This is a genomic window from Ottowia sp., assembly GCF_047601385.1.
Taxonomy (GTDB): Bacteria; Pseudomonadota; Gammaproteobacteria; order Burkholderiales; family Burkholderiaceae_C; genus Ottowia.
On the sequence record NZ_JASGJP010000001.1, the window covers coordinates 464414 to 476938 of the forward strand.

The following is a 12525-nucleotide window of genomic DNA, read 5'->3' on the forward strand; positions in this document are numbered from 1 at the left end:
GGAACCCCGGCCAGGAGCGCACTGGCATGGCCTGCTCCGCGGCCTTTGGGCTCTTGGAATTTGATGCGATGCAGGTGGTATGCAGCGCCATCTACCATTGACATGACCTTTGGCGAAGCGCTGGCCGACGCCGAGCGGCAGTTGCGGGCCGCCGGCGTCGCCTTCGGCCACGGCACCACCAACGCCCGCGACGAAGCCGCCTGGCTGCTGCTGCACGCGCTGGGCCTGCCGCTGGACACCGACCTGGGCGATAAATATTGGTCGAATCGGCCTCTAGCACCCGCCCAGCAAGCGCTGGCAGCTACGATTTTGAAAGCGCGCATCGAGCAGCGCCAGCCCACAGCCTACCTCACGCGCGAGGCCTGGCTGCAAGGCGTGCCCTTCTACGTGGACGAGCGCGCCATCGTCCCGCGCAGCCTGATCGCCGAATGCATCGCCGATGGCAGCATCGACCCCTGGCTGACCGAGCGCACCCACAGCGTGCTCGACCTGTGCACCGGCAACGGCAGCCTCGCCTGCCTGGCCGCGATGGCCTGGCCCGACGTGCGCGTAACAGGCGCCGACATCTCGCCCGACGCCCTGGCCGTGGCGCGCATCAACGTCGAGCGGCACGGCTTGCAGGACCGCATCGCTCTGGTCGAGAGCGACGGCCTGGCCGCCTGCCCCGGCCCGTGGGACCTGATCCTGTGCAACCCGCCCTACGTCAACTCGGGCAGCATGGCCGCGCTGCCGCCCGAGTTCCGCGCCGAGCCCGCGCTGGCGCTGGACGGCGGCGCCGACGGCATGGACTTCATCCGCCCGCTCCTGCGCGAACTGCCCGCGCGCCTGTCCGCCGACGGCGTGCTGGTGCTGGAGATCGGCCACGAGCGCGCCCACTTCGAGGCCGCCTTCCCGCGCCTGCACCCCGTGTGGCTGGACACCAGCGCCGGCGGCGACCAGGTGCTGCTGCTCACGCGCGAGGCGCTGGAGTGCCTTGGCTAGCACCCTCACCGGGACAGGCTCAGGAGAGAAAAGTCTTTACAAATCAATAAGTTAATGAGTAAAACTATGCTCAGCCGCCCGCATTGACGCGCTCGGATTCAGCCCTGATGCGATGGCGCAGCGCCGAGCCGAATTGCTGGCGCTGATTCGCCAGACCGTTCCCGAAGTCGCCAGCGACAACCAGATCGACCTTGAGCGGCTCAAGGATGCCTACGACTGTGTGTTGAGTGACAGCGATGTGGAAAGCCGCTTCGCGCAGGATTGCTCCAACGATGAGCGCGTGCGGTTTTTCTTCAAGCTGCCGGGTAAGTTCAGGATCGACACGCCGCTGGGCACCTACAACCCGGATTGGGCGGTGGTGTTCGAGAACGATGCGCGGGTGTATTTCGTCGCCGAAACCAAGTCCAGCACGGTGGAGGCTGACCGGCTGCGTGATGAGAACCTGAAGATCGAATGCGGACGCAGGCATTTCGCGCTGGCGCAGGATGTGGAATGCAAGGTAGCCACCTCGTTGCAGGAACTGACAGCGCCCTGACTGCCACCTTATTCCGCCAGATGAGCGGCCAAATCCATGCTGTCGTGCAGCAAGCGCAATACGTCAATGGTCTGCGGGTCACCGATACGAAAAACGATGAAGTGGCGGCCTTTGCGCTCGTTGCATGCAACGTGCAGGGTATGGATGCCGTTGCCGAGGTCATCACGCTTTTTGATGCCCACACTATCTGGGCCATTGCGCAAGGCAGCAAGCGCCAGCGCGATGGTTTCGGCGTAAGTTCCAGCCTGATCAGGGCCAAAGTGTTTGATGGTCCAGCGGATGATGGCCGTGCGATCTTGTCTGGCGGGTTGGGTTTGCCTGACTTTCCACGCGCCACTCATGCGTTGATCTCGGCTCTCGCTTCGGCGATGAGGCTCGCGGCCTCCGCTCTGAAATCATCCGCCAGGGCCTGGGCACTTTCAAACTCCGTGAAATCACCCGCCTCGATGGCGTGAATGCCCACCTGAACGGCAGTGCGCAGGGCTTCCAACTTGGCGGCATGTGCGGCGCGGCGTTCTTCCACCAGCCGCAAGCCTTCGCGCAGCACTTCGCTGGCGTTCTGGTATTCCCCGCCGACGACCAGTTGCTCGATGAAGGCCGCCTGACGGTCGGTGATGACGACATTGCGTGTCGGCATGTTCTTTACTCCCGCTGAGTCGATGGCAGATTATGCCAATGATGTCAGTGTCGCCCAGTCCCAGGTGCTGCTGCTCACGCGCGAGGCGCTGACGGGCGCTGCCTGAAGATTCGCATCACTCTGGTGCGCACCACCCTCGAAACAGCCCGGAGTTGGTGCGCCAAGCTGGCACGGCCATTGCATTTAGCCAGGGCATGCCAGATGCCACGCTCTCCCCCGCCGCCATCGAAGTTGTCGCGCTGACCAAGCGCTACGCCCAGGGCCGTCCGGCGGTGGACGGCATCGACCTGCGCATCGACGGCGGCAGCTACTGCTGCCTGCTGGGCCCCTCGGGCTGCGGCAAGAGCACCACGCTGCGCATGATCGCGGGGCACGAATCGGTGACCAGCGGCGACGTGCTGCTGGACGACCGCAACATCACCGACCTGCCCGCCGCCGAGCGCGGCACGGCCATGATGTTCCAGAGCTTCGCGCTGTTCCCGCACCTCTCGGCGCTGGACAACGTGGCCTTCAGCCTGAAGATGAAGGGCATTGCCAAGGCCGAGCGCCACCGCCGCGCGCAGGATCTGCTGGAGCGCGTGGCCATGGGCCACCTGGCGCAGCGCAAGCCGGCCGAGATGTCGGGTGGCCAGCAGCAGCGCGTGGCGCTGGCGCGCGCGCTCATCACCCAGCCGCGCGTGCTGCTGCTGGACGAGCCGCTGTCGGCGCTCGACCCGTTCCTGCGCATCCAGATGCGCGCCGAGCTGCGCCGCTGGCAGAAGGAGCTGGGCCTGACCTTCATCCACGTCACCCACAGCCAGGAAGAGGCGATGGCGCTGGCCGACACCATGGTGGTGATGAACCACGGCGTGATCGAGCAGGCCGGCCCGCCGCGCGAGGTCTACAACCACCCCGTCAACGAATTCGTGGCGCGTTTCATGGGCGGGCACAACGTGATCGACACGCCCGCCGGCAAGGTCGGCGTGCGCACCGACCATGTGCAGGTGCTGCCCCCCGGGCACGCGGCCACGGGCGAGGCGGCCAGCCTGCCCGCCGTGGTGACCGACGTGGAATACCAGGGCACCTACGTGCTGCTGGGCCTGCAGAAGGCGGGTGCCGCGCTGGCCGCGCACGCCACGGCGGAGTACGCCGCCATGCTGCCCGAATCCACCTATGCCGCCCAGCCCTTCCAGGTGGGCGAGTCCGTGCAGATGTGCTGGGCGCCGCAGCGCGCGCACGCGCTGGCCTGACGTTCCCTTTTCTTCACCCAAGGAGTCTTTCCGATGAACGAAACCGAACTCTCCCTCCACCGCCGCACGCTGCTCAAGGGCACGGCGGGCATCCTGGCCACGGGCCTCGCGCCCTTCGTGCACGCGCAGGACAAGGTCGTGCTGCGCTACCTGGGCACGGCCACCAACCAGGACAAGGCCATCGCCGACAAGTTCGAGAAGGACACGGGCATCAAGATCCAGTACGTGGCCGTGACCACGGACGACGTGACCAAGCGCGCCGTCACCGCGCCCAACAGCTTCGACCTGATCGACACTGAATATTTCTCGCTCAAGAAGATCGTGCCCACGGGCAACCTCAAGGGCATCGACGTCAAGCGCGTGAAGAACGCCGGCAAGATCACCTCGCTGTTCACCGAAGGCACCGTGGCCGGCAAGGCCGTGGGCGACCAGGGCATGGCGCCCAAGAAGGTGATGTACCTGCAGGCCGAGCGCAGCAAGGCGTTCTCGAAGGCGCCCACCGGCTGGATGACGCTGATCCCCACCACCTACAACGCCGACACGCTGGGCATCCGCCCCGACCTGATCAAGCGCCCCATCGAGAGCTGGGCCGAGCTGCTCAACCCCGAGTTCAAGGGCAAGGCCGCGATCCTGAACATCCCCTCCATCGGCATCATGGACGCGGCGATGGCCGTGGAAGCCAAGGGCATCCACAAATACGCCGACAAGGGCAACATGACCAAGGCCGAGATCGACCTGACGATCAAGGCACTGATCGACGCCAAGAAGGCCGGCCAGTTCCGCGCGCTGTGGAAGGACTTCAACGAGTCGGTCAACCTCATGGCCTCGGGCGAGGTGGTGATCCAGTCGATGTGGAGCCCCGCCGTCACCGCCGTGCGCAGCAAGGGCATCGACTGCGTGTTCCAGCCGCTCAAGGAAGGCTATCGCGCCTGGGCCTCGGGCTTCGGGCTGCCCGCCACGCTCTCGGGCAAGAAGCTGGACGCGGCCTACGAGTTCATCAACTGGTTCCTCGACGGCTGGGCTGGCGCCTACCTCAACCGCCAGGGCTACTACAGTGCCGTGCTGGAGACGGCCAAGGCCCACATGGAGCCCTACGAGTGGGCCTACTGGATGGAAGGCAAGCCCGCCGCGCAGGACATCAAGAGCCCGCAGGGCGCGGTGATCGCCAAGGCCGGCAGCGTGCGCGACGGCGGCAGCTACGAGCAGCGCATGGGCGGCATCGCCTGCTGGAACGCGCTCATGGACGAGAACGAGTACATGGTGCGCAAGTGGAACGAGTTCGTGGCCGCATGACGCACGGATGAATGCCATGAACACCGCCGCTCCAACCCAGCAAGGCATCGCCGCCTGGTGGCAGGCGCTGCCGCTCACGGCGGTGTTCGCGCTGTTCTTCATCGTCCCGCTGGGGCTGATCGCCATGGTCAGCCTGTGGAACTTCAACGACTACGAGCTGCTGCCCGCCTTCAGCCCCCGGAACTACCTGACGGTGTTCGAGGGCTGCGGCAACCTGGCCGAGCCCTGCGTCACGTTCAAGACCTACCTGTCCACCCTCAAGTTCAGCCTGCTGGTATGGGCCATCACGCTGGTGCTGGGCTTCGCGGTGGCGTACTTCCTGGCGTTCCACGTGCGCTCCTCCAGCATGCAGACGCTGCTGTTCGTGCTCTGCACGGTGCCGTTCTGGACGTCCAACGTCATCCGCATGATCTCGTGGGTGCCGCTCTTGGGCCGCAACGGCCTGGTGAACCAGACGCTGCAGGATCTGCACCTGATCGACACGCCCATCGAGTGGCTGCTGTTCTCCGACTTCTCGGTGGTGCTGGCCTTCGTGCACCTCTACACCATGTTCATGATCGTGCCCATCTTCAACAGCATGATGCGCATCGACCGCAGCCTGATCGAGGCCGCCGCCGACAGCGGCGCGAGCGGCTGGCAGACGCTGTGGAACGTGATCGTGCCGCTGTCCAAGACCGGCATCATCATCGGCTCGATCTTCGTCATCACCATCGTCATGGGCGACTTCGTCACCATCGGCGTGATGGGCGGGCAGCAGATCGCCTCGGTCGGCAAGATCATCCAGGTGCAGACCTCGTACCTGCAATTCCCGCTCGCGGCGGCCAACGCGGTCATTCTGCTGACCGTGGTGCTGATGATCATCTGGGGCCTCACGCGCCTCGTCGATATCCGCAAGGAGCTGTGAGCCATGCGTGTGCGTGAACCCCGCCCCGCCAGCTTCTGGCCGCTCGCCATCGTCTTCGCGCTGTTCGTGCTGTTCATGTACGGGCCGATGGCGGTGATCTTCGTGCTCAGCTTCCAGGGGCCGGAAGGCGGCCTCACCTTCCCGATGCGCGGCGTGTCGCTGCACTGGTTCCGGCAACTGGCAGAGGGGCTGGGCACGGTGGACATCGCCGCCGCGCTGCGGCGCTCGCTGGGGCTGGGCCTCGCGGTGATGGCCTGCACCGTCGTCTTCTCGGTACTCGCGGGCCTGGCCTTCCGCAAGAAGCTGGCGGGCGCGGGCACGCTGTTCTACGTGGTGGTGGCCAGCCTCATCATGCCGTCCATCATCGTCTCGCTGGGCATCGGACTGGAATTCCGGCTGCTCGATACCGGCGTCAAGGCGCTGCTGGAGCGCATGGGCTGGCAGGACCAGCTCGACAACTACGGCACCGCCCTGGGCCTGTTCACCTCCGCGCTGGGCGCGCACCTGACGTGGACGCTGCCCTTCGGCCTGCTCATCATGTTCGCGGTGTTCAACCGCTTCAACCCGGCCTACGAAGAGGCCGCGCGCGACCTGGGCGCCACGCCGTGGCAGACCTTCCGCCACGTGGTGCTGCCGCTGATCGCGCCCTCGGTCGTGGGCATCGGCATGTTCGGCTTCACGCTGAGCTGGGACGAGATCGCGCGCACCTCGCAGGCCATCGGCGACGTGAACACGCTGCCGCTCGAACTGCAAGGACTGACCAGCACCGTCACCACGCCCGCCATCTATGCGCTGGGCACGGTGACGACGGTGGTGTCCTTCGTCGTCATCGGAGTGGCGCTGGCGCTGGGCGGCGCCTTGAGCCGGCGCAAGGGCGCGGCTTGAGGACCTTGCTCGTCATCAACCCCAACACCTCGGCGCACGTCAGCGCCCTGCTGCAACGGCACGTGCAGGCCGCCGCCGGCTCCGGGGTGAGCGTGCGCACCGTCACCGCCCGCTTCGGCGCGCCCTACATCGCCTGCGAGGCCAGCTACGCCGTGGCCGCGCACGCCACGCTGGACGCCTGGGCGGCGGCGCTCGCCGGCGGCGCGCCCGCGCCCGACGCCGTGCTGGTGGGCTGCTTCGGCGACCCGGGCCTGTTCGCCCTGCGCGAGTGCAGCCCCGTGCCGGTCACCGGCCTGGCCGAGGCCGCCTTCGCCACGGCGGCGCGCCATGGGCGCTTCGGCGTCGTGACCGGCGGCGAGCGCTGGCGGCCCATGCTCCAGCGGCTGGCGCAGGCGCTGGGCCTCGGCGAACGGCTGGCGGGCATCCACACCGTCGCGCCGACGGGCGCCCAGCTCGCGGCCGACCCCGCCGCCGCGCAAAGGCTGCTGGCCCAGGCCTGCCGCGACGCGGCGCGGCAAATGCAGCTGCAGGCCGTCATCCTGGGCGGCGCGGGACTGGCCGGCATGGCCGCCGCCATCCAGCCCGAGGTGGACGTGCCGGTGATCGACAGCGTGATGGCCGGCGCGCACGAGGCGCTGCACGCCATGGCGCCCGCGCCACGGCGCGAGCGGCCGGGCTGCGACGTGCCATGGGCCGGCGTGTCGCGCGAGCTGGCGGCGCTGGGCTTGCCCACGCCGGGCTGAAACCGGCGGCACCCGATAATCCCGGGCTGCCCATGATCCAACTGCAAGACGTCACCCTGCGCCGCGGCGCCAAGCTGCTGCTCGACGGCGCCAGCGCCACCATTCACCCTGGCGAGAAGGTCGGCCTGGTGGGCCGCAACGGCGCCGGCAAGTCCACTCTGTTCGCCCTGCTGGACGGCTCGCTGCACGAGGACGGCGGCGACTTCAGCCTGCCGCGCGGCTGGCGCATTGCCCAGGTGGCGCAGCATATGCCCGAGACCGCCGAGCCGGCCACCGATTTCGTGCTTTCGGGCGACCAGCGCTTGCTGGACCTGCGCCAGCAGCTATCGAATGCAGAGCAGTCGGGCGACGGCCTGGCCATCGCCCAGGCGCACAGCGACCTGCAGGACGCCGGCGCGCACGACGCCCGCGCGCGCGCCGAGGCGCTGATCCTGGGCCTGGGCTTCACGCCCGAGCAGCTGGCCCAGCCCGTGGGCAGCTTCTCGGGCGGCTGGCGCATGCGCCTGCAACTGGCGCGCGCGCTGATGGCGCCCAGCGACCTGCTGCTGCTCGACGAGCCCACCAACCACCTCGACCTGGACGCGCTGGTATGGCTGGAAGGCTGGCTGGCGCGCTACCCCGGCACGCTGATCGTCATCAGCCATGACCGCGACTTCCTGGATGCGGTGACGCGCGTCACCCTGCACATCGAGACCGGGCGCCTCGCGCGCTACGGCGGCAACTACAGCGCCTTCGAGGAGCTGCGCGCCGGGCAATTGGCCTTGCAGCAAGCAGCCTACGCCAAGCAGCAGGACAAGATCGCACACCTGCAGAAGTTCATCGACCGCTTCAAGGCCAAGGCCACCAAGGCGCGCCAGGCGCAGAGCCGCGTGAAGGCGCTGGAGCGCATGGAAAAGATCGCCCCGGTGCTGGCGGACGCCGAGTTCCAGTTCGAGTTCCGCGAGCCCGCCAGCCTGCCCAACCCCATGCTGTCGGTGCAGGACGGGCGCTTCGGCTACCAGGACGACGCCGGCGCCGAGAAGACCATCCTCAGCGGCGTGGACCGCACCGTGCTCGCCGGCCAGCGCATCGGCATCCTGGGTGCCAACGGCCAAGGCAAGTCCACCTTCGTCAAGACCGTTGCGCGCGCGCTGCCGCTGCTGGGCGGGCGCCTGACCGAAGGCAAGGGCCTTTCCATCGGCTACTTCGCCCAGCAGGAGCTGGACGTGCTGCGCCCGCAAGACACGCCGCTGGAGCACATGGTGCGCCTGGCGCGCGAGACCGGCCAGGCCGACGCCGAGGCCGCGCGCGAGCAGCAGCTGCGCAACTTCCTGGGCATGTTCCACTTCCCCGGCGAGATGGCGGCGCAGCCCGTGGGCCGCTTCAGCGGCGGCGAGAAGGCGCGCCTGGTGCTGGCCATGCTGGTCTGGCAGCGCCCCAACCTGCTGCTGCTGGACGAGCCCACCAACCACCTGGATCTCGCCACGCGCCAGGCGCTGGCCGTGGCCCTGAACGAGTTCGAGGGCACGCTGATGCTGGTCAGCCACGACCGCGCGCTGCTGCGCAGCGTGTGCGACGAGTTCTGGCTGGTCGGCCGCGGCCGCGTGGCGCCCTTCGACGGCGACCTGGAGGATTACCAGCGCTACCTGCTGGACGAAGCGCGGCGCCTGCGCGAAACTGCCGGCGCTACCAAAACAGAAGCTGCCAGCGCTTTCCTGGCGGGCTCCGCAGGCCAAAATAACTCGAAAACCGCGCCCAACCCCGCCGAGCAGCGCCGCCTGGAAGCGCAGCGCCGGCAGCAGTTGGCCGAGCGCTCGCGGCCGCTCAAGCGCGCGCTGGAGCACGCCGAGCGCCGCATGCAGCAGCTCGGCGACGAGCGCGGCGCGCTGGAGCAGCGCCTGGCGACCCCATTGGCGCCGCCCGACATCGCCGAAGCCGGCCGGCGGCTGAAGGCGGTGGGCGACGAGATGGCCGCGCTGGAAGACGAATGGCTGCGCCTGTCGGGCGAGATCGAGGCCATCGCCGGCGCGTAGGCCAAGACCCCGAAATCAGCCGCGTGGCGGCCGTGGTCATGTTTCCGCGCTACAGTCCCGCCGTCATCAACCTATCCGGGAAGGAAATAACGCCATGGGCATTATCGTCACCATCATCGTCGGCTTCATCGTGGGCCTGATCGCGCGCGCCATCATGCCGGGCGACCAGAAGATGGGCTTCATCATGACCACCATCCTGGGCATCGTCGGCGCCCTGCTGGCCAGCTACGGCGGCGCCGCGCTGGGCCTGTACGCGGAAGGCACGCCGGCCGGCTGGATCGCCTCGGTGGTCGGCGCGCTGATCGTGCTGTTCCTCTACGGCCTGGCCACCAAGAAGCGCTGAGCCGCTCCAGGAGCGCCCGCTCAGGGGCGCTTGCCGCCCTGCCCTTCGAACCAGCGCGCCACCAGCGCGCGCTCGTCGTCGGTCATCTGCGTCGCGTTCGACAGCGGCATCTGCCGGGTGAGCACCACCTGCTGGTAGATCTGCTGCGCGTGCGCATTCGCTTGCTCGGGCGAATCGACGCGGATGCCCTTCTGCTGCACGGCCTCGCCGTGGCAGATGGCGCAGCGCTGCGCCAGCACCGGCTGGATCCGGGCGTAGTCCACCGTCTCAGGCATGGCGGCGGAGGGGGCGCTGGGCGCCGGCTTGAGCCAGGCGATCATGCCCAGCAGGATCGCCACGCCGGCGGCCGCGAACGGCCACGGATTGCGCGCGCGGCCCAGGTGCCAGCCGTGCCGCTGCACGAAGAACTGGCGGATCAGCGCGCCGGCCAGCATCAGCAGCAGCAGCACCGCCCAGCGCTGCGGATGGCTGTAGAGAAAGCTGTAGTGGTTGCTGAGCATGGCGATCAGCACCGGCAGCGTGAAGTAGGTGTTGTGCACGCTGCGCTGCTTGCCGCGCTTGCCGTGGATGGCCAGGCCATCGGCGTCGCAGGGCTGGCCGCCGGTCATGGCGGCCACCACCTTGCGCTGGCCGGGGATGATCCAGAAGAACACGTTGGCGCTCATGGTGGTGGCCAGCATGGCGCCGATGATCAGGAACGCCGCCCGCCCCGAGAACAGCTGGCAGGCCAGCCAGGTCGCCGCCGCCACCACCACGATCAGCAGCGCCGCCACGATGCGCTCGCCGTTCCGGCGGAAGCCGAAGGCCCTGCAGATGGCGTCGTAGACGAACCAGAACACCACCAGGAAGCCCACCGCCGCGAAGCCCGCGGCCATCGGCGACCAGTCGAGCACCTGCTTGTCGATCAGGAACGCGCTGGCGTTCCACAGGTAGAGCACGCAGAACAGCGCGAAGCCCGACAGCCAGGTGCTGTAGCTCTCCCAGTAGAACCAGTGCAGCTTGCTGTCGATGGTGCCGCCCTGCGGCGCCACCATGTACTTCTGCGGGTTGTAGAAGCCGCCGCCGTGCACCGCCCACATGGCGCCGTCGACGCCTTTCTTCTTCAGGTCCTCGGCGGTGGGCGCGAGCAGGTTGTTGTCGAGAAATACGAAGTAGAACGAGGAACCGATCCAGGCGATCGCCACGATCACGTGCAGCCAGCGCAGCAGCAGGTTGGCCCAGTCGAGCAGGTAAGCGTCCATCAGAGCATGTCCTATCGAAGGGCCTGCCACTGCGGGCGCTGCAAGCCGGTCAAGGAGGGATCGCGCATCGGCGGGCGCTTTCTTGTGCGCCCGCCCGTGGGCACCGCTGCGATCAGCGTGAATTGTATACAAAGCTGTGTGCAAAAACCAGCGAATGCCTGCGAGCGCAAATCATGGACAATATCGGGTTTTCCGCCAACACACTCAGCACCCGAAGGATCACATCATGGGCAAGAAACTCGTCACCGAAGCCATGCGCAAGGCCACCCCGCCGCTGCCCGGCGCCACCGTGCGCAAGGAAGGCACCGGCCAGAAGCGCAGCCTGGAGCGCGGCTCGCACACGCGCAGCAAGAAGAACCCCGGCAAGCGCCCGCACTGAACAGGCCCCCACGCTCCCCCGCCGCGCCCGGTCCGCTGCCCTCCGAGGGAGCTCCGGCCGCCTTGGGACCGGCCCGGCGGCGGCCGGAACGGCCTCATACCCTCTCGACGAAGCGCCCTGCGGGGCGCTTTTTTCATCTTGGGGCGGCCCGGCGATGAAAAGCCCCCTCGGGGGCAGCGGACCGGGCGCAGCGGGGGAGCGTGGGGGCTATTTCCTCACCCCGCCGCGCCAACCCATGCCTGCCGGTGCCAGTCGGACGGCGACAGGCCGAAGCGCGCCTTGAACAGCTTGCTGAAGTCCGACTGGCTCGCGAACCCGCAGCGCCACGACAGCGCGCCCACGTGCAGCCTGCGGTCCTGCTCGATCAGCGCCCGCGCGCGCTGCAGGCGCAGCTCGCGCAGCGTGCCCATCACCGTCTGGCCCCGCTCGGCGAAAGCCTCGTACAGCCGCGAGCGCGAGCAGCCGGTGCCGCGCGCGATGGCGGCGACGTCCAGGCCGTGGCGGTGGACCTCGCGCTCCATCCAGCGCAGCGCCGCCGCGTAGCGGCCCGCGTGCAGGTCTTCGTGCACGTCCGGCAGGTCCACGGCCTCGCCCTGCCGCCCCAGGTTGCGCAGCGTCAGCAGGGCCAGGGCGCGCGTGGCGTCCAGCAGGCCCGCGTACTCCTGCGCGCTCACGCGGCCGGGCTGGCGCGCCAGCAGCCCCAGGTGGGCCAGCTGCGCGGCCAGCGCCGGGGCCAGCGCGCAGCGCCGCGGCGCCAGCAGCAGGTTGCCCGGCTCGCGCCCTAGCGCACCCAGCACCAGGCTGCGCGGCAGCGCCACGTAGGTCTGGCGCGCGCCCTCGCCCCAGCGGTAGCAGCCTTCCTGCCGGGGCGCGTACAGGCCCAGCATGCCCGCCGTGGCGTGCTGGTGCTCGCCCGGCGCGGCGTTCAGCCGCATCTCGCCGGCCTCCAGCAGCGACAGCACCACCATGTCCTCGCCCGGCGGCACATGCCTGGGGCTGGTGCGCATCTCGTAGGCGGTGGAGCGCTTGGTGCCGAAGAAGCAGTCCTCGCCGCGCAGCAGCGACCACGAGGCATCGAGCGCATCGCCCGGCGACAGGGGCTGCACGTCCACCCAGTTGTGCGCCACGTCGCGCCAGTAGTCCAGCCGGATCGACGGATCGACCTCGCGGGAGGACCAGTGCTCCGGCACGCAGGGCGGCGTTGGCGGTGGCGGGGTGGATCGCATGGCGTGGGATTGTAGGGACGCGGGACGCATTCCCCACACCTGGGACGCCCGCACACAAGACCACGGTGCCGGCAGGGGCGATGGTAACTAAACTTTTCGGAAGCCGCGTCCGGGTCC

The 12525-nt window shown here is 68.6% G+C and carries 14 protein-coding genes; 10 read left to right on the top strand and 4 right to left on the bottom strand.

Annotated elements, in window-relative coordinates; genetic code table 11:
* Nucleotides 1–102 precede the first annotated feature (102 nt).
* Nucleotides 103–981, top strand: coding sequence for a 50S ribosomal protein L3 N(5)-glutamine methyltransferase (prmB, locus tag QM772_RS02235; protein ID WP_415133732.1), 879 nt, complete (start codon nt 103–105; stop codon nt 979–981).
* A 112-nt stretch (nt 982–1093) separates the two neighbouring features.
* Entirely contained in the window at nt 1094–1516 is a 423-nt protein-coding gene (locus tag QM772_RS02240; RefSeq protein WP_415133734.1) for a hypothetical protein, read from the top strand.
* Between the two features lie 8 nt (nt 1517–1524).
* On the opposite strand, the gene QM772_RS02245 is transcribed toward QM772_RS02240, so the two are convergent.
* Together QM772_RS02245 and QM772_RS02250 are read right to left on the bottom strand one after the other, a co-directional pair.
* Nucleotides 1525–1857 (bottom strand): type II toxin-antitoxin system RelE/ParE family toxin, encoded by a 333-nt coding sequence (locus QM772_RS02245; RefSeq protein WP_415133736.1) that lies wholly within the window; start codon nt 1855–1857, stop codon nt 1525–1527.
* Nucleotides 1854–2153 carry a type II toxin-antitoxin system ParD family antitoxin gene (locus QM772_RS02250; RefSeq protein WP_415133738.1) on the bottom strand — a complete coding sequence of 100 codons (300 nt, stop codon included), beginning with the start codon at nt 2151–2153 and terminating at the stop codon, nt 1854–1856. Before QM772_RS02250 ends, QM772_RS02245 begins: the two co-directional genes overlap by 4 nt.
* 194 nt (nt 2154–2347) lie before the next feature.
* Here QM772_RS02250 and QM772_RS02255 point away from each other — a divergent pair, with 194 nt between their 5' ends.
* The 7 genes from QM772_RS02255 (at nt 2348) to QM772_RS02285 (ending at nt 9562) form a co-directional block, all read left to right on the top strand.
* A complete protein-coding gene (locus tag QM772_RS02255; RefSeq protein ID WP_415133740.1) occupies nt 2348–3382 on the top strand; it encodes an ABC transporter ATP-binding protein in 1035 nt (344 codons plus the stop codon).
* Nucleotides 3383–3415: 33 nt separating this feature from the next.
* Nucleotides 3416–4675: an ABC transporter substrate-binding protein gene (locus QM772_RS02260; protein WP_415133742.1), complete on the top strand. Its 1260-nt coding sequence runs from the start codon at nt 3416–3418 to the stop codon at nt 4673–4675.
* A gap of 16 nt (nt 4676–4691) precedes the next feature.
* Nucleotides 4692–5579, top strand: coding sequence for an ABC transporter permease (locus QM772_RS02265; protein ID WP_415133744.1), 888 nt, complete (start codon nt 4692–4694; stop codon nt 5577–5579).
* 3 nt (nt 5580–5582) lie between these two features.
* Complete coding sequence (locus tag QM772_RS02270) at nt 5583–6464, top strand: ABC transporter permease (protein WP_415133746.1); 882 nt, start codon at nt 5583–5585, stop codon at nt 6462–6464.
* Nucleotides 6461–7207, top strand: a complete 747-nt coding sequence (locus QM772_RS02275) for an aspartate/glutamate racemase family protein (RefSeq protein ID WP_415133748.1) — start codon at nt 6461–6463, stop codon at nt 7205–7207. The genes QM772_RS02270 and QM772_RS02275 overlap by 4 nt, the downstream gene beginning before the upstream one ends.
* A gap of 32 nt (nt 7208–7239) precedes the next feature.
* The gene (locus tag QM772_RS02280; RefSeq protein WP_415133750.1) at nt 7240–9219 is read left to right on the top strand and encodes an ABC-F family ATP-binding cassette domain-containing protein; all 1980 of its coding nucleotides are present in this window, start codon (nt 7240–7242) and stop codon (nt 9217–9219) included.
* Between the two features lie 94 nt (nt 9220–9313).
* Nucleotides 9314–9562 (top strand): GlsB/YeaQ/YmgE family stress response membrane protein, encoded by a 249-nt coding sequence (locus tag QM772_RS02285; protein WP_415133752.1) that lies wholly within the window; start codon nt 9314–9316, stop codon nt 9560–9562.
* A 20-nt stretch (nt 9563–9582) separates the two neighbouring features.
* On the opposite strand, the gene QM772_RS02290 is transcribed toward QM772_RS02285, so the two are convergent.
* Nucleotides 9583–10803 (bottom strand): urate hydroxylase PuuD, encoded by a 1221-nt coding sequence (locus QM772_RS02290; RefSeq protein ID WP_415133754.1) that lies wholly within the window; start codon nt 10801–10803, stop codon nt 9583–9585.
* A 226-nt stretch (nt 10804–11029) separates the two neighbouring features.
* On the opposite strand from QM772_RS02290, the gene QM772_RS02295 reads away from it, so the two are divergent.
* Nucleotides 11030–11182, top strand: a complete 153-nt coding sequence (locus tag QM772_RS02295) for a hypothetical protein (RefSeq protein ID WP_415133756.1) — start codon at nt 11030–11032, stop codon at nt 11180–11182.
* Nucleotides 11183–11397: 215 nt separating this feature from the next.
* Here QM772_RS02295 and QM772_RS02300 read toward each other — a convergent pair whose 3' ends face one another.
* Nucleotides 11398–12408 carry a helix-turn-helix transcriptional regulator gene (locus tag QM772_RS02300; protein WP_415133758.1) on the bottom strand — a complete coding sequence of 337 codons (1011 nt, stop codon included), beginning with the start codon at nt 12406–12408 and terminating at the stop codon, nt 11398–11400.
* Nucleotides 12409–12525 lie beyond the last annotated feature (117 nt).

Excerpts from the sequence above, each read along its gene's own strand:
- QM772_RS02255 (WP_415133740.1), top strand. The coding sequence starts at position 2,348 with ATGCCAGATGCCACGCTCTCCCCCGCCGCCATCGAAGTTGTCGCGCTG.
- QM772_RS02250 (WP_415133738.1), bottom strand. The coding sequence starts at position 2,153 with ATGCCGACACGCAATGTCGTCATCACCGACCGTCAGGCGGCCTTCATC.
- QM772_RS02285 (WP_415133752.1), top strand. The coding sequence starts at position 9,314 with ATGGGCATTATCGTCACCATCATCGTCGGCTTCATCGTGGGCCTGATC.
- QM772_RS02300 (WP_415133758.1), bottom strand. The coding sequence starts at position 12,408 with ATGCGATCCACCCCGCCACCGCCAACGCCGCCCTGCGTGCCGGAGCAC.
- QM772_RS02290 (WP_415133754.1), bottom strand. The coding sequence starts at position 10,803 with ATGGACGCTTACCTGCTCGACTGGGCCAACCTGCTGCTGCGCTGGCTG.
- QM772_RS02270 (WP_415133746.1), top strand. The coding sequence starts at position 5,583 with ATGCGTGTGCGTGAACCCCGCCCCGCCAGCTTCTGGCCGCTCGCCATC.
- prmB (WP_415133732.1), top strand. The coding sequence starts at position 103 with ATGACCTTTGGCGAAGCGCTGGCCGACGCCGAGCGGCAGTTGCGGGCC.
- QM772_RS02280 (WP_415133750.1), top strand. The coding sequence starts at position 7,240 with ATGATCCAACTGCAAGACGTCACCCTGCGCCGCGGCGCCAAGCTGCTG.
- QM772_RS02295 (WP_415133756.1), top strand. The coding sequence starts at position 11,030 with ATGGGCAAGAAACTCGTCACCGAAGCCATGCGCAAGGCCACCCCGCCG.
- QM772_RS02265 (WP_415133744.1), top strand. The coding sequence starts at position 4,692 with ATGAACACCGCCGCTCCAACCCAGCAAGGCATCGCCGCCTGGTGGCAG.
- QM772_RS02245 (WP_415133736.1), bottom strand. The coding sequence starts at position 1,857 with ATGAGTGGCGCGTGGAAAGTCAGGCAAACCCAACCCGCCAGACAAGAT.
- QM772_RS02240 (WP_415133734.1), top strand. The coding sequence starts at position 1,094 with ATGGCGCAGCGCCGAGCCGAATTGCTGGCGCTGATTCGCCAGACCGTT.
- QM772_RS02260 (WP_415133742.1), top strand. The coding sequence starts at position 3,416 with ATGAACGAAACCGAACTCTCCCTCCACCGCCGCACGCTGCTCAAGGGC.